This window comes from Halomonas sp. A40-4 (assembly GCF_015767635.1).
Taxonomy (GTDB): domain Bacteria; phylum Pseudomonadota; class Gammaproteobacteria; order Pseudomonadales; family Halomonadaceae; genus Vreelandella; species Vreelandella janggokensis.
In genome coordinates, this window is record NZ_CP065230.1 from 1,046,257 (window position 1) to 1,061,068 (window position 14,812).

General features: G+C 58.6%; 14 protein-coding genes. 6 read left to right on the forward strand and 8 right to left on the reverse strand.

Going from position 1 to position 14,812, the window contains the following annotated elements; genetic code table 11:
- Positions 1-32: 32 nt before the first annotated feature.
- Both IT895_RS04975 and IT895_RS04980 read right to left on the reverse strand, forming a co-directional pair.
- Entirely contained in the window at positions 33-1,061 is a 1,029-nt protein-coding gene (locus IT895_RS04975; RefSeq protein WP_199284891.1) for an SMP-30/gluconolactonase/LRE family protein, read from the reverse strand.
- A gap of 182 nt (positions 1,062-1,243) precedes the next feature.
- Positions 1,244-2,320: a tartrate dehydrogenase gene (locus IT895_RS04980; RefSeq protein WP_199284892.1), complete on the reverse strand. Its 1,077-nt coding sequence runs from the start codon at positions 2,318-2,320 to the stop codon at positions 1,244-1,246.
- A gap of 171 nt (positions 2,321-2,491) precedes the next feature.
- On the opposite strand from IT895_RS04980, the gene IT895_RS04985 reads away from it, so the two are divergent.
- The gene (locus tag IT895_RS04985; protein WP_085919833.1) at positions 2,492-3,412 is read left to right on the forward strand and encodes a LysR family transcriptional regulator; all 921 of its coding nucleotides are present in this window, start codon (positions 2,492-2,494) and stop codon (positions 3,410-3,412) included.
- Here IT895_RS04985 and IT895_RS04990 read toward each other — a convergent pair.
- A complete protein-coding gene (locus IT895_RS04990) occupies positions 3,409-3,960 on the reverse strand; it encodes a lipocalin family protein (protein ID WP_199284893.1) in 552 nt (183 codons plus the stop codon). The two genes, IT895_RS04985 and IT895_RS04990, sit on opposite strands and share 4 nt — an antisense overlap.
- Positions 3,961-4,052: 92 nt before the next feature.
- Between IT895_RS04990 and IT895_RS04995 the strand changes: the two genes are divergently transcribed.
- Positions 4,053-4,481, forward strand: a complete 429-nt coding sequence (locus IT895_RS04995; protein ID WP_085919831.1) for a secondary thiamine-phosphate synthase enzyme YjbQ — start codon at positions 4,053-4,055, stop codon at positions 4,479-4,481.
- A 172-nt stretch (positions 4,482-4,653) separates the two neighbouring features.
- On the opposite strand, the gene IT895_RS05000 is transcribed toward IT895_RS04995, so the two are convergent.
- Together IT895_RS05000 and IT895_RS05005 are read right to left on the reverse strand one after the other, a co-directional pair.
- Positions 4,654-5,592 (reverse strand): ABC transporter substrate-binding protein, encoded by a 939-nt coding sequence (locus tag IT895_RS05000; protein WP_085919830.1) that lies wholly within the window; start codon positions 5,590-5,592, stop codon positions 4,654-4,656.
- Positions 5,593-5,689: 97 nt separating this feature from the next.
- On the reverse strand, positions 5,690-6,862 hold the full coding sequence (locus IT895_RS05005; protein ID WP_233337374.1) for a TauD/TfdA family dioxygenase: 1,173 nt from the start codon (positions 6,860-6,862) through the stop codon (positions 5,690-5,692).
- 115 nt (positions 6,863-6,977) lie between these two features.
- Between IT895_RS05005 and IT895_RS05010 the strand changes: the two genes are divergently transcribed.
- Both IT895_RS05010 and IT895_RS05015 read left to right on the forward strand, forming a co-directional pair.
- Positions 6,978-7,841: a LysR substrate-binding domain-containing protein gene (locus IT895_RS05010; RefSeq protein ID WP_085919829.1), complete on the forward strand. Its 864-nt coding sequence runs from the start codon at positions 6,978-6,980 to the stop codon at positions 7,839-7,841.
- 15 nt (positions 7,842-7,856) lie between these two features.
- On the forward strand, positions 7,857-8,156 hold the full coding sequence (locus IT895_RS05015) for an MGMT family protein (RefSeq protein WP_085919828.1): 300 nt from the start codon (positions 7,857-7,859) through the stop codon (positions 8,154-8,156).
- Between the two features lie 148 nt (positions 8,157-8,304).
- Here IT895_RS05015 and IT895_RS05020 read toward each other — a convergent pair whose 3' ends face one another.
- The 3 genes from IT895_RS05020 to IT895_RS05030 form a co-directional block, all read right to left on the reverse strand.
- Positions 8,305-9,873 (reverse strand): bifunctional GNAT family N-acetyltransferase/carbon-nitrogen hydrolase family protein, encoded by a 1,569-nt coding sequence (locus tag IT895_RS05020; RefSeq protein WP_085919827.1) that lies wholly within the window; start codon positions 9,871-9,873, stop codon positions 8,305-8,307.
- Positions 9,874-10,018: 145 nt separating this feature from the next.
- Positions 10,019-10,339: a hypothetical protein gene (locus IT895_RS05025; RefSeq protein ID WP_199284894.1), complete on the reverse strand. Its 321-nt coding sequence runs from the start codon at positions 10,337-10,339 to the stop codon at positions 10,019-10,021.
- A gap of 108 nt (positions 10,340-10,447) precedes the next feature.
- Positions 10,448-11,368, reverse strand: a complete 921-nt coding sequence (locus IT895_RS05030) for a DMT family transporter (RefSeq protein WP_085919825.1) — start codon at positions 11,366-11,368, stop codon at positions 10,448-10,450.
- A 238-nt stretch (positions 11,369-11,606) separates the two neighbouring features.
- Between IT895_RS05030 and IT895_RS05035 the strand changes: the two genes are divergently transcribed.
- A complete protein-coding gene (locus IT895_RS05035; protein ID WP_199284895.1) occupies positions 11,607-13,628 on the forward strand; it encodes an NADPH-dependent 2,4-dienoyl-CoA reductase in 2,022 nt (673 codons plus the stop codon).
- Positions 13,629-13,767: 139 nt separating this feature from the next.
- Positions 13,768-14,811: a threonine aldolase family protein gene (locus tag IT895_RS05040; RefSeq protein WP_085919823.1), complete on the forward strand. Its 1,044-nt coding sequence runs from the start codon at positions 13,768-13,770 to the stop codon at positions 14,809-14,811.
- Position 14,812 lies beyond the last annotated feature (1 nt).

Consider the following 14,812-nt stretch of genomic DNA (forward strand, 5'->3'; position numbering starts at 1 on the left):
CGAGGCTTCTCTCGTTCAGGTATCGCCAATGGCTAGGCGCCGCGTGCCGCCGTATAGATGGTGTAGACGGATTGGCTGGCGGTCATGAATAGCCGGTTTCGATCCTGACCCGCAAAACACACGTTCGAGCAGACTTCGGGCAGCAAGACACGTCCGAGCAAGGTGCCTTCCGGGGAGAAGACCACGACGCCGTCGATGCCTTCTCCACCATTGGCACTTGACCAGATATTGCCATCTACATCGCACGTCATGCCGTCGAAAATCGTATCTTCGCTGGTCACGATCACTTGCCGGTCGCTGACACTGCGGCCATCTTCGCCAAGCGTCCAGCGGATAATTCGCGCAGGCTCGTCGAAATGGGTAGGCGCACTGTCACTTGCGTAGAATCCCTCGCCATCCGGTGTCATGACAATACCGTTTGGCTTATGAATGTCATCGGTCAGCATGATGGGTTCATCGAGGCTGTCATCAACGTAATAGATCGCCGTGTCGAGTTCCAGGTCGCGTTTTTTCCCTTCATAGTCGAAGTGAGCACCATAGCCGGGATCAGTGAAAATCACGCCTCCTGACGGTAGGGCAATGACATCATTGGGGGCGTTGAGTGGCTTGCCTTGATAGCGCTCGGCAAGCACCGTTGTGCTGCCATCCCACTCGTAGCGCAGAACGCGTGAGGGGTAGTGTTCGCAAGCGATTAGCCGACCCTGATGATCGAAGGTGTTGCCGTTAGAGTGCCCGACATTGTCCCTAAGAACGCTGACCTGCCCCGTGGCTTCGTCCCAACGCATCTGCTTGGCACGGGGTATATCCCTGAACACGACATAGCGACCGATGGCGTTCCAGGCGGGTCCCTCTGCCCAGAGCCCTCCGCTCCAGTGTCGCTCCAGAGGACTATTGAAAAGCATGTAATTACTGAAGCGTTGATCCTCGACCTGCCAGGCGTCGATGGGATATCGCTCCGGGGTAGGGCCAGGTGAGGACTGCCACGCAAAAAGCTGAGGTGATGTACCGACGGCGGCCAGGGTGGCCGTTGCCGAAAGAAACTGACGGCGTCCGAGTTTCATAGCATTGTCCTGATTGTTGTTTGAAAACTTGTTATGAGCGAGTGAAGCAGGCTTCACTCGCTCTCAGGAAAATGTAGAACATAAAGAGTTGGAAGTCATACATTGGCTGCCCGGTTGGGCTTGTTCGGGCAGCCAGTCGCGACGTCAGTGTCGGCCTATGCTAATGAGTGATCAAGACGACGTCAGTGCGCGCCAATTCGCTCGGCAATGGCCTTGCCCAGGCTTTCCGTGCTGCCTTGTCCGCCGATATCGCGGGTGAGCGCTTGGCTATTGCCGTCACTCAGTACGGCTTCAATGGCCGTGACCATTGCTTCCCCGGCTTCTTGATAACCCAGGTGTTCGAGCATCATGGCGCCGGACCAGATCTGGCCGATGGGATTGGCGATGCCCTTGCCGGCAATATCCGGTGCGCTGCCGTGAACCGGCTCAAACAGACTGGGGAAGTTGCCTTCCGGGTTGATGTTGGCCGAGGGCGCAATGCCGATAGTGCCGGTACAGGCGGGGCCTAAATCGGAAAGAATATCGCCGAACAGGTTGCTGCCCACCACCACGTCGAACCAGTCCGGGTGCAGCACAAAGTTGGCAGTCAGGATATCGATATGGAATTTATCCACGGCGATCTCTGGATAGCTGTTGGCCATCTCCGCCACGCGCTCATCCCAGTAGGGCATGGTGATCGAGATGCCGTTGGACTTGGTGGCTGAGGTCAGCTTTTTACGCGGGCGGGTCTGCGCCAGGTCAAAGGCGTACTTGAGGACCCGGTCAATGCCGGTGCGGCTCATCACCGTTTCCTGAAGGACGATTTCGCGCTCGGTGCCCTCAAACATTTTGCCGCCGATGCTCGAGTACTCGCCCTCGGTGTTTTCGCGCACGACGTAAAAATCGATATCGCCGGGCTCGCGGCCTGCCAACGGACTTTTGATGCCGGGCATCAGCTTGCACGGGCGCAGGTTGATGTACTGATCAAAGCGGCGACGGAACTGCAACAGCGAGCCCCACAGGGAAATATGGTCGGGCACCTTGTCGGGCCAGCCCACCGCGCCATAAAACAAGGCGTCGAAGCCTTTCAGCTGCTCGAACCAGTCATCCGGCAACATGCTTCCGTGTTCCAGATAGTAGTCGCAGCTGCCGAACTCAAAGGTGGTGAATTCCAGCGGGATGTTAAAACGCTTGGCGGCAGCTTCCAGCGCACGGATGCCTTCGGGCATGACTTCGGTGCCAATGCCGTCGCCGGCAATCACTGCAATACGGTGGGCCATGGTGACTCCTGTTTAGGTAGGCGCAATGAGCTATTTACTAGAGCTATTTACTATGAGCTATGCACAATGAGCGATGCGGTAGCGTGTCGTTGTAAGGTGAGTGTAGTCCCTATAGCAAAGAAGATAATTAGTCTATGATGCAAGCTATTGTTGCCTTGAGGTAAAGAATCAGTGACTCCCCTGGATGATTTGGCATTTTTTCAGCAGTTGGCGCGGGCTGGTAGTTTGACCGCTACCGCGCGGGAGTTGGGTCTCTCGCTCTCGGCGGTCAGCAAGCGGCTAAAACAGCTGGAAGCCCGGCTGGGCGTGATGCTGGCGGCGCGAACCACGCGGCGCCTGACACTGACGGCTGAGGGTGAGCACTATCTGGCCCGAGGGGGACTGATTCTTGAAGAGCTCGACGAGCTGGAAAATGGCCTCGGGGATTCGTTCAGCCAGGCACTTGGCGGGCGATTGCGGGTAAACGCCACCTTTGGTTTTGGCAGGCGACATGTCGCGCCGTTGCTGTCCGGCTTTTGTGTCGAGAACCCGGCGATTGAAAGCTGGCTGGAATTGACCAATTTTCCGCTGAATCTAAGCGACCACGGTTTTGATGTGGGGGTGCGCATCGGCGAGCCGCCGGACTCCCGCCTGGTGGCCAGGCGAATCCTGGTCAATCGTCGCGTGCTTTGCGCATCGCCCGGCTACCTCGAACGGATGCCTGCGTTAACCACGCCTGCCGATCTGGCGCAGCATAGCTGTCTGGTCATCCGTGAAAACGACAGTGATTTTCCAGTGTGGAGGTTCGAGCGCTGCGGCTCGCCAGCCAATGTTCAATCGGTAAAAGTCAGCGGTCGACTTGCCAGTAATGACGGCGAGGTGGTGACCCGCCTGGCGCTCGAAGGTCATGGGGTGATGCTGCGTTCCTGGTGGGATGTCAACGAGCACCTTGCCAGTGGCGCGCTGGTGCCGTTGTTACCCGGCTGGCAAGGCGTGCGTGCGGATTTCTACGCGCTATTTGAGCATCGTCGTCATATACCCAGGCGCATCAGTGCCTTTATCGATTACCTTCAGGAAGAAATGGCCATGCGCGTGCCTGCCATGCCGCTTTAGCGCTCGGGGCATATTTCTCCATGGGCGACATCAATCAGTTCGTCGGTTGGAAAATCCAGCTCGGCCGCCCGCTCGCGCAGGCGGTTTTCCAGCTCGCTGTCCATGTCCGGCGTCCGCGAAAGAATCCAAAGGTAATCACGGTTGGGGCCTGATACCAGTGCCCACTGGTAGTCATCATCCAGCGCCAGAATGTTGTAACCGCCGTAGAAGGGGCCAAAGAAACTGACTTTCAGTCGTCCGATATCGTCATCGTCGATAAAGTAAGCGCGCCCTTCGGCTTCATCCCAGGCCTGTTCCTCCGGGTTGTAGCCGCGGTTGATCACTCGGACGCCGTCATCCTCGCGAAGGCTGTAAGTCGCCGTCACGCATTGAAGTCCTTCCTCGAAGGAATGATCCAGCCGGGCGATTTCATACCACTGGCCCAGGTAGCGGTCCAGCTCAAAGCCGGTAACGGGCTGAGTACCGTCGGGAATGCCGGTACAACCGGCAATGGCAGCACTGCCAAGGACGACCTTCCATGGTTTTAACACCTTCCATGGTTTTAACATTGTCTGCTCCTGAGGTGACGGGTGGTTGCTAATCCGGGCGTCGCCCATAACAATGAATAGCGTGACTCACTCATTATGTTAAGGCGATGGTTATGTGGCATCAGGATGAAATTCACCTAACCGAGCGGCCACGGGGCTTTCATCTTATCACCCACGAGCTGGTCGAGGCTCTACCCTGGCTGGCGGAATGTGAGATGGGCGTTTTGCACCTGCAGCTACTGCATACCTCGGCCTCGCTGACGCTCAATGAAAATAGCGACCCGGATGTTCGCCATGATATGGACGCCTTCATGCGTCGATTGGTGCCGGAGGGGTTGGATTATTTCCGTCATACGCTGGAAGGCCCGGATGACATGCCTGCCCATGTCATGGCAAGCCTGTTGGGAACTCAATTGACACTGGCGGTGCGTGATAGCCGCTTGGTGCTGGGAACATGGCAGGGGGTTTGGCTCGGCGAACATCGCGAGCAGGGCGGCCAGCGACGCGTCATGGCGACACTTACCGGGAAAGCTGACCCCTAATCAGTCGCCTTTTACAAAGACTCAATAACGGGGTGCTGGGGCAGGTTGAAGCGAGGGGCTTTTTCCAGGGCCGGGAAATACTCCCGGCGACTCCGGCATCCCCGCCCTCCATGGCGGTCATATGGAAAACCAGATGGAAAAGTAGCTCCCTCGACAACGTTAACGGCGCTTGTTACTCGTTAAGCTGGCTCTCGATAACCGGCCAGGCGGGGTCGCCGTCGGTGGTGGTCACGTCGGCGAGCATGGCTTCCACCCGTTCGGCGTTTTCGTTGATCCACTGCTCGGCGACACCGTCCAGTTCACGCTCTTCCTGGCCGAACTGCTGGATCATCCAGCTCTGTTCTTCGGCGCTGAAGGTGAACTGTTCAAAGAACGTCACGACATTGGGGTTGGCGTCGGCGTAGCCGGAACGCATCAGCGTGAGCACTTCGCTTTCACCATTGTTCTCGCCGAACAGGTCTTTCTCGTCGTCGAGATAGCGCATTGGTAACTCAAGGTTCATCCAGTGCGGTGTCCAGCCAACCCATACGATGGGCTCTTCACGAGAGATCGAATCGCGGGCGGCGGAGAGCATCGCGACTTCGCTGGTGTCGACCAATTGCCAGTCGCCGAGTCCCCAGGTGTCGTTATCAATGGCGTTGTTGAGGATTTCGCTGGCCGCTGAACCGGCACCAAAGCCATGAATTTCGCCATTCAACTGGTCACGGTAATCATCCAGATCGGCGAAGCTTTGCAGGCCGTCTTCATAAAGGTATTCCGGCACGGCCAGGGTCATTTGCGCGCCATCGACGTTGTTGGCTACATCGACCAGTACGCCGGACTCCTTGCGCGGGTTGAACATCTCACGCTGAGCCGGCAGCCAGGCACCCAGGAAGGCATCGATATCGCCGCTTTCAATACCCTGGTAAATCACCTGCAGGCCGATTTCCTGGGTCGTGGTCTCGTAGCCTAGCGGGTTGAGCAGCTGCTCGGCGATGGCGGTCTTGACGGTAATGCCTGGCCAGGCAGGCACGCCAAAGTCGAGGGTCTGGTCATCGGCGTGGGCTGCTGAAGCAAACAGCGCTGCACTGGCAAAGGCAATGCCCGAGGCGAGAGGTTTCAGATGTGTCATACGATCTCCTTGCTTGGTTTATTGTCAATGCATGCTCGTCATGTGCTTCTCATGCATCTTTTCATGCGCTTTCTCACGCGCTATTTCATGAACTGTTTCATGCAGTACGCGCCAGAACACGAAGCTTGGAAGCGAGCATGTCACGGTCTAGATAGGTGCCCTGCAAGTGACGTGCGCCGCTGTTGGGGTCGAATTCGCGCCGTCCATGGAGGACACGGCGGTTATCGAACGCCACCATCTGGCCGGGTAGTAGGGTGAACTCGATCTGGTGCGCCTCGCTGTGAAACAACTGCCATAGAACGCGGTAGGCGCGGTACCAGGCGGCCATCTTGGGCGCCGGCAGGTGCAGCGTGTCGCGAATCCAGTTGTTGAGGCGCATTTCGATGAGGTTGCCGTCAGCGTCGAGCTTGATGACCGGCTCACGCACTGAAATGTCGTGCGTGTCGTCCTGAAAGCGAAAATCGATCGCGGTTTCGCTCAGAATCTTCAGGGCTTCCGGATTCTGTTGGCGTAATGCGTTGACCACCCGTGCGCCATCGGCAAACAGCGATTGACCGCCACTCGCCTCGTTCTGCAGGCAGTAGAGCAGTTGAATATCCGGCGGCTGACGCCAGTTGGGCAGGTCGATGTGCAGCGGCAGGCCGACGGCGGTGTAGGCGGCATTGTTGGGGTTGGGCTTTGAGCGGACATCAAAGCGCGAGCCAAAGTTGGTGGCACGCTGGGGGCCGATACGCTCCGCCAGGCGGCTGACTTCTTCCTCAACCAGCGGGCCTTCAGTGATCAGCGCCAGACCATCGCGCAACATGGCCGTCAGCCAGGCTTTTTCGCCGTCGGGCGTCAGGAAATCGGCATGGGGGATGCGCTCAGGGGTGAACTGATCCCGCCAGGGGGTCAGCGATGGAACGGCCGTGGGGATCTCGGCTTCCGGGCGGCGCTGGTAAAGCCATCCGCTGTGGAAGGCACTTTCGTGGCCATCCTGCCAGGTCAGGTAGAGATGTCCACCCGCAAGTTCGATTGCTGGCGTTTCACTGATATCCTCAAGCGGCAGGTACAAGCGCTCGCGGGTTTGCGGGTGCCGACAGGCAGGGCAGGCGCAATGGTCGCGCAGCCAAAGTAGCGGTAGCATGGTGTGCTGGCCATCCTGCCATGTAAGGCGGATGCCTTCATCGGTGGGCACTGCCTCAGTTAGTGATGGACCGTCCTGGTAGGGGGCTAGTTCGCCCATTTGCGGCGCTTGGTATTGCTCTTCAGCGAAAACGGCACTGTTCATCACTTCCTCCCGGCATTGACTAAATAACGCCCATCTAGGATGCGCAGTCGCATTGGCAGTGACAAACGATTAATCTGACCCCTGAGACCCCGTTCAGCTTATAGGTTGCTTTCCCATGAGTGCATTGCCGCCGTTACTATGGCTACAGGCCTTTGAATCCGCCGCCCGAACGCTCAGCTTTACCGCTGCCGGTAACGAGCTGGGGGTGACCCAGGCGGCGATCAGTCAGCGCATTCGACTGCTGGAGGATCGTCTGGGGCAGAAGCTGTTCGTCAGGCATGCCCGAAGCCTGACCCTTACGCCCGCCGGGCAGGCCTGGCTGCCGAGTATTCACGATGCCTTCGCGCGGATCAGCGAGGGCACCTCGGAAGTGTTCGGCATGACCCTCGAGCAGCCGGTCACCCTGCGCGCCACACCGGTCATTCAGCAGGTGTGGCTGGCGCCGAGGCTGATTCAGCTGCATCACCGGCATCCCAAGCTATCGCTGCGTCTGGTCAGCGCCATCTGGCCCGATGATTTTGGCCCGGAGGGCGCCGATATCGAAATTCGCTATGGGCGGGGGGACTGGAGCGGCGTCGAGATGTACCCGCTAGGCGACGAGCAGCTATTGCCCGTCTGTACCCCCGCTATCGCTGCAACGCTCGGCGCGCCGAGCGACCTGGCCGGGCACACCCTGCTCCACGCAGTGGGCTTTGGGGTTGGCTGGCCTGGCTGGTTGCAGACGGCGGGGGTGTCACATGTGGAGGCACAGTGCCACGCGCTGACCTGCGATAATCAGGTCATGACGCTGGCGCTGGCAAGCCAGGGAGGCGGTGTTGCGCTGACGCATCGTCGCCTGCTCGAGCAGCGCGATGATCTCGTGGCACCGTTTTCGGTCAGCGTGCCAAGTGAGGAGCGTTTCTGGCTCGTAAGGCCCAGCCGTCGTATCGTGAGCGAAGACGCTGAAACGGTATGGCAGTGGTTGATAAAAGCGATTTAGCAGGAGAGTCAAACGATGCCCCGGCCCGAACTACTCGAACAGATCTATACCATTGTCGATCAGATACCGGCGGGGCGGGTCACGACCTACGGGCGGATTGCGGCAATGACCGAAGGGGCGACCCCACGCATGGTGGGGTCTGCCATGCGCCACTTGCCGGACGGTCACCAGTTGCCCTGGCACCGGGTCATTGCCGCATCGTTGAAACTGGCCGACCACGGCGGCGCGGCCCGCCAGCATCAAAAACTACGCGATGAAGGCGTCGCGTTTGATGCCAAGGGGCGCGTCCCTGCGCACCTTGTCTGGCCTGATTGATCAGGCAGTCGCCCGGATCGGAACAGCCCTCCGCGGGGGCGCTGTGAGCCCATCCCTGGGCGCTACATTCGCCATCCGTGGGCGAATAACCCCCGCTTCGAGCTGATTCCGATCCTACGGAGTGCTTGAAGCTTAAGCTGACTTCAAATCAGTCATCGAGATTGGCGCCTGACTTCCAGGACCAGTCGCGCCAGCGAAGGTCGAAGAGATCCTTGCGGCGGTCTTTCAGGTTGGTCACCGAGCCTTCGGCGCGCACCACGGTCAGGCGAGTCAGGTCCAGGTCCGAGAAGAAGATCATCTCGGTATTGGGCGTGGTTTCCGCCAGCACCGCGTCGTGGGGGAAGGCAAAGTCGGACGGCGAGAACACCGCCGACTGTGCGTACTGGATGTCCAGGTTCTCGATCGACGGCAGGTTGCCGACGCTGCCGCACAGCACCACGTAGCACTCGTTTTCGATGGCGCGCGCCTGGGCGCAATGGCGCACCCGCAGGTAGCCGTTCTTGGTGTCGGTCCAGAAAGGCACAAACAGAATGTCCATGTCCTGATCAGCCAGCAGGCGGCCCAGTTCAGGGAACTCCACGTCGTAGCAGATCAGAATGCCTACACGGCCTGCGTCGGTATCGAACACCTGCAGATCGTCACCGCCTTCGATGACCCAGTCGCGTCGCTCTTGGGGCGTGATATGCAGTTTCGACTGCTTCTCGATGCTGCCATCGCGGTGAAGCAGGTAGGTGATGTTATACAGCCGGTCATCCTCGCCGGCCTCGATCATCGAGCCGCCGATAATATTGATGTTGTAGGACACCGCCATCCGCGACAGCTCGGCGACAAAACGCTCGGTAAAGCCCGCCAGAAAGCGAATCGCGCCCATCTGGTCCTGCTGGGCTTCACGGTCCTGCAGCCCCATCAGCGGCGCGTTGAACAGCTCGGGGAAGACAGCAAAGTCACTTTGGTAATCCGACAGCGCGTCCACAAAGTACTCGATCTGCTGTAATGCGGCTTCCACGGAAGAGAACTCGCGCATCTGCCATTGCACTGCCCCCACACGCACTTGTGTCGGACGGGTGTCCAGCACGCTTTCCGCGGGCTCGAAGAGAATATTGTTCCACTCAAGCAGCGTGGCGTAGCCCCGGGACTGCTCGTCTTCCGGCAGGTATTTGCGCAGCAGGCGCTTGACCTGGAAGTCGTTAGCCAACTGGAACGACAGAATCGGGTCGTAAATCTCTTTACGCGATACTTTGTCGATGTACTGGGCCGGGGACAACTCATCGGAATGCTGGTGGTATTCGGGAATTCGCCCACCCGCCAGAATGGCACGCAGGTTATGCGAACGGCACAGTTCCTTGCGCGCCTCGTAAAGGCGGCGGCCCAGGCGGTAGCCGCGATAGTCGGGATGAATCAGCACATCCAGGCCGTACATGGCATCGCCATCCTGATCATTGCGGATGATTTCACGATGGCCGATCAGGTCGTCGTACTTGTGCGGGTTGGAAAACTCGTCGTAATCCACCTGAACGGTCAGCGCCACGCCAACCAGGATTCCGTCGTCCTCGATAGCGATCTGGCCATCAGGAAACTCCTGGATCAGTTTATCGATCGTAAGCTTCGGCCAGGCACCCCCGATATCGTGATACACCGCATCCATCAATGACTTCAGCTGTTCATAGTCATCGCTTGTCAGGTTGCGGAGATTAAGGTGCAGTTCTTCTAGGGACATGCATTACCCTTTGTGTGAAAACCATCGTGTCATGATAACACTCTCGATCGATGAGCTGTGACAATGGCTCTACCTTTGTCGCTCGGCGCCAACAAAAAACCCCGGCTAGACGCCGGGGCTTTTACAAGGTGACAAGAGTGGGTGATCAATCTTCGGGGTCGTTTGCCGAGTCGACACCGTTGTCTTCAGCGACTTCACCGTCTTCCAACTGTCCCTCAGGCTCTGTCGTACCGTCATCCGGGTCGTTGGCACTCTCTGTGATATTCTCATCTTCTACTACGGCGTCATCAGACATCATTGCATCTGGTTCGGACTGACCGTCAGAAGGATCATTGGCGGAATCGACGCTTGCTTCCGCTTCGTTCATTTCATGATCTTTCATGTCTTCATGATGTTCGGCGAATGCCATTCCTGACATCAAGCCAAATGTACCTACCAGCGCGACTGTCCTAATTACGTTTTTCATGGCAAATCCTTATGATCTGGTTGAGTGCTTTATCATCCAAAGATGTTTTTTCAATGAATGTACGTACAAGTTTAGTAGGGATATTTTTTTTTACAAGTATGAATTTCATTAGCTGCGTTTACGTATGGCAGCACCTTCTCTCTTAAAGCCTTGGGCCAAGGGCTGGGTCAACGTTTGCGCCATGATGACGCCCGCCAGTATCAGCAGGCCACCGATAAAGTGGAAGCCCGCCACCTGCTCGCCCAGAAACGCCATGGCGATGAGGGCGCTGAAAAGTGGCATCAGGTTGATGAAAATACTCGCCTGGCTGGCGCCTATTTGGCGGACGGCACGCATCCATAAAAAGGTGGTGATGATCGATGCGGGAATACCCGCGTAGAGGATGAGTCCAATGTTTTGGCTATCCACCGGCGTCATTGGCCCCATCAAGTAAGGTGGCAGCAGTAACAGCACGGCAAAGCACACCTGGGCGTAAAGCATGACCCAGGGTGGCAACTTCATCGACCAGCGCTTGAGCATGACGCCGTAAAGCGCATAGCAGGTGGCTGCTACCACCATCAGTGCGTCACCATAGACGACCTCCAGCTGTAGCAGCGAAAGCGGGTTGCCGCGACCCAGCAGGACGGTCACGCCGATAAACGCCAGGATCCCGCCTGCCACACCTCCACGGGTCGGCGGCTCGCGTAGAATCAATGCGCTCAACAGCACGGTCAGCAGTGGCACCATTGCCGCCAGTATGCCCATGTTGGTGGCGCTGGTGGTTTCCGCGGCGACATAGGCCAAGCCTTGCCAAAGGCCCATGCCCAGAAGCCCCAACAAAGCCAGTTTTGGCCAGTGGCGGCGGATTTCCTCACGGTGGCGTATGGCAGCGGGCAGCACAAAAGGCGTCATCACCACCAGTGCCAGCAGCCAGCGCAAAAACGCGATGCTGCTCGGTGCAATGGCGCCCACGGTGAGCTGGTTGATGGTCATGTTGCCCGACCAGATCAGCACAGTGGTCAGCGGCGCTAAAAAATACATCAATGGCATAGCACATTCCCTTAAAACAGTCCCTTATCGTTAGCCGGGTAATGTGACGCCCTTTTGCTGAGTGGGCAAGGCCCTTTCACCTGAGCCTATCACCAGAACCTGTCATCAGAGCCTACCATCAGGCCTTGCCAGCAAGACTTGTTATCAGGGCTTGTTATCAGGACCGGGGCTGTACGTGACGGGCAGGATGTCATACGCTTGTTTGAATAATCATCAAATAACCCTCTGGAGAACCGTGATGACTCGTGCGCCTGCCTATCCGCATCTTTTCCGTCCGATCAGACTGGGGCATTTAACGCTGCCAAATCGGGTATTGATGGGCTCCATGCACACCAACCTGGAAGAAGCGCCCAATGGCTTTGAGCGCTTGGCCGCGTTTTACGCCGAGCGTGCGCGTGCCGGGGTTGGCCTGATCGTGACCGGGGGCATTGCCCCCAATGCCGAGGGCGCGGTATTTCAGGGGGCGAATGCGCTGACCGAAACATCGCAGTTGGCGGAGCACCGTCATGTCGTCGACGCCGTTCATGCGGAGGGAGGGCATCTCTGCATGCAGATTCTGCATGCCGGCCGCTATGCGTACTCCCCTGAACTGGTCGCGCCATCGGCGATCCAGGCCCCGATCAATCCCTTTACACCGCGCGCGCTGACCAGCGATGAGGTCGAGCAGCAAATTGCCGACTACGTGCGCTGTGCCAATCTCGCCCAGCAGGCGGGCTACGATGGCGTTGAGGTGATGGGCTCCGAGGGCTATCTGATCAATCAGTTTATCTGCCAGCGCACCAATCAGCGCGACGACGAATGGGGCGGTGACTTTGAGCGGCGGATCCGCTTTCCCATCGAAATCGTCAAACGCATCCGCGCCGCCGTGGGTGAGCGGTGCCTGGTGATTTTCCGCCTGTCGATGATTGACCTGGTGGAGGAGGGCAGCTCCTGGGAAGAAGTCGTTGCCCTGGGAAAAGCCATTGAAGCTGCCGGTGCCGACGTGATCAATACCGGCATTGGCTGGCACGAGGCCCGGGTGCCGACCATTGTCACCAGCGTTCCCCGGGCGGCGTTCAGCGAAGTGACCAGGCGAATGAAGGGGGCGCTTTCGATTCCGCTGATCACTACCAATCGCATCAACATGCCGGAGGTGGCAGAGCGGGTGCTCGCCGAAGGGCATGCGGACATGGTTTCGATGGCGCGGCCGTTTCTTGCCGACCCGGAATGGGTACGCAAGGCCGAAGCGGGGCTGGCCGACGAGATCAACACCTGTATCGCCTGCAATCAGGCCTGTCTGGATCACACCTTTGCGGGCAAGCTGACCTCCTGCCTGGTGAATCCTCGCGCCTGCCATGAAACCGAACTGACGCTTGAGCCTGCCCGCACGGCGAAGCGGGTCGCGGTGGTCGGCGGCGGCCCGGCGGGCCTGGCGACAGCCGTGGAGGCGGCTCGCCGCGGCCATGCCGTCGTGCTGTTTGAACGTCGTGGCGAGCTCGGCGGGCAGTTCAATTACGCCCGCAAGATCCCCGGCAAAGAGGAGTTCAACGAAACGCTGCGTTACTACCGCGTGATGCTGGAAAAGCATGCCGTGGAGGTTCGCTTGAACACCGACGCCACGGTCGACGCGTTAACGGACTTCGATGACGTGGTGATTGCCACCGGCGTCATGCCCCGTGAACTGACGCTGCCCGGTGCCGACCATCCCAAGGTGCTGAGCTATGCTGAAGCGATTGAACGCCCTGAGCGCGTTGGCTCAACCGTCGCGGTGATTGGGGCGGGCGGTATCGGCTTTGATGTGTCCGAGCTGTTGGCGCATCAGGCGCATCCGACGCTCGATCTGGCTGCATGGTGTGACGAATGGGGGGTGGATCTGGCGATGGACGCAAGGGGGGGCTTGAAAGCACCCGCGCCGCCCGCGTCGCCAAGAGAGATCGTCATGCTCCAGCGTAAAACTTCCAAGCCGGGCAAATACCTGGGCAAGACCACCGGTTGGGTGCATCGCGCGTCGCTTAAACAGCGCGGCGTCAAAACCCTCACCGGCTGTGAGTACCTCAAGATCGACGACGACGGTCTACACATCCGCCAAGAAGGGCAGAACCAGGTGCTCGACGTTGCTTCCATCGTGGTCTGTGCTGGCCAGGAGTCGGTGCGCGATTTGATCGTGCCGCTGGAGCAGTCGGGGCACCGCGTGCACGTGATCGGCGGCGCCGATGAAGCCGCCGAGCTCGATGCCAAACGCGCCATTGATCAGGGCACCCGCCTGGCGGCTTCCTTATAACGTTGAAATGGCGATAGACTGTTTACCCCACCCGTTAGCCAACCTGGCGGGTGATGACGATGCAGGTGGCACCCAGCCTGCGTCGTTTGACTGTCAGATAAAGGTCTATCCACAAGGACTCGCCACAAGGACTATCGCCATGACCTCGGAGTGTACCCCACGATTTTTGGCCAGTGATAATACCTCCGGTATTTGCCCGGAAGCCATGGAGTATCTGCTGGAAGCCAATCAAGCCGATGATCTAGCCTACGGCAACGACCGCTGGACAGCCCGCGCCGCCGATCGTTTTCGCGACATGTTCGACTTCGACTGTGACGTCTTTTTTGTCTTCAACGGTACCGCTGCCAATTCACTGGCCCTCTCCGCGATGGGGCGTAGCTACCACAGTGTGATCTGCCACGAGCTGGCCCACATTGAAACCGACGAATGCGGTGGCCCCGAGTTCTTTTCCAACGGTGCCAAGCTGCTGACGTCGCCGGGTGCCAACGGCAAGTTGACCCCGGAAGGCATTGAAGCGCTGGTCACCAAGCGCAGCGATATTCACTACCCAAAACCCAAGGTCATTTCGCTGACCCAGGCCACTGAAGTCGGCACGGTCTATTCCCGGGAGGAGCTTCTGGCCATTCGCGCCATGGCGGATAAGTACGACCTGCGCCTGCATATGGACGGCGCCCGCTTTGCCAACGCCTGCGCCAGTCTGGACGCCACCCCGGCCGAGCTGACCTGGCAGGTGGGTGTCGATGCGCTGTGTTTCTCGGGTACCAAAAACGGCTTAGCGTTCGGTGAGGCGATTCTGTTCTTCAACCGGGAGCTGGCCGAAGATTTCTCCTACCGCTGCAAACAGGCAGGCCAACTGGCGTCCAAAATGCGTTTTGTCTCCGCGCCCTGGCTGGGATTGCTGGAAAGCGGTGCCTGGTTGACCAATGCCCAGCACGCCAATGCCATGGCGCGCTACCTGTCTGACGGCCTGCAGGCGTTGCCCGGCGTGTCGCTGATGTTTCCGACGCAGGCCAACAGCGTCTTCGTTGAATTGCCGCCCCGTGCCATCGAAGCGTTGAAAGCCAGAGACTGGACCTTCTATACCTTCATTGGCGCCGGCGGAGCACGGTTTGTCTGCGCCTGGAACACCACCGTTGAATTACTCGACCAGTTGCTGAACGATATCCAGGAAGTGCTTGAATAGA

What these genes read in the sequence shown, in the direction of transcription:
- IT895_RS05010 (WP_085919829.1), top strand. Translation starts at nt 6,978, where the DNA reads ATGAGTGCATTGCCGCCGTTACTATGGCTACAGGCCTTTGAATCCGCC.
- IT895_RS05035 (WP_199284895.1), top strand. Translation starts at nt 11,607, where the DNA reads ATGACTCGTGCGCCTGCCTATCCGCATCTTTTCCGTCCGATCAGACTG.
- IT895_RS04995 (WP_085919831.1), top strand. Translation starts at nt 4,053, where the DNA reads ATGTGGCATCAGGATGAAATTCACCTAACCGAGCGGCCACGGGGCTTT.
- IT895_RS05040 (WP_085919823.1), top strand. Translation starts at nt 13,768, where the DNA reads ATGACCTCGGAGTGTACCCCACGATTTTTGGCCAGTGATAATACCTCC.
- IT895_RS05000 (WP_085919830.1), bottom strand. Translation starts at nt 5,592, where the DNA reads ATGACACATCTGAAACCTCTCGCCTCGGGCATTGCCTTTGCCAGTGCA.
- IT895_RS05020 (WP_085919827.1), bottom strand. Translation starts at nt 9,873, where the DNA reads ATGTCCCTAGAAGAACTGCACCTTAATCTCCGCAACCTGACAAGCGAT.
- IT895_RS04980 (WP_199284892.1), bottom strand. Translation starts at nt 2,320, where the DNA reads ATGGCCCACCGTATTGCAGTGATTGCCGGCGACGGCATTGGCACCGAA.
- IT895_RS05005 (WP_233337374.1), bottom strand. Translation starts at nt 6,862, where the DNA reads ATGAACAGTGCCGTTTTCGCTGAAGAGCAATACCAAGCGCCGCAAATG.
- IT895_RS05030 (WP_085919825.1), bottom strand. Translation starts at nt 11,368, where the DNA reads ATGCCATTGATGTATTTTTTAGCGCCGCTGACCACTGTGCTGATCTGG.
- IT895_RS04975 (WP_199284891.1), bottom strand. Translation starts at nt 1,061, where the DNA reads ATGAAACTCGGACGCCGTCAGTTTCTTTCGGCAACGGCCACCCTGGCC.
- IT895_RS04990 (WP_199284893.1), bottom strand. Translation starts at nt 3,960, where the DNA reads ATGTTAAAACCATGGAAGGTGTTAAAACCATGGAAGGTCGTCCTTGGC.
- IT895_RS05025 (WP_199284894.1), bottom strand. Translation starts at nt 10,339, where the DNA reads ATGAAAAACGTAATTAGGACAGTCGCGCTGGTAGGTACATTTGGCTTG.
- IT895_RS05015 (WP_085919828.1), top strand. Translation starts at nt 7,857, where the DNA reads ATGCCCCGGCCCGAACTACTCGAACAGATCTATACCATTGTCGATCAG.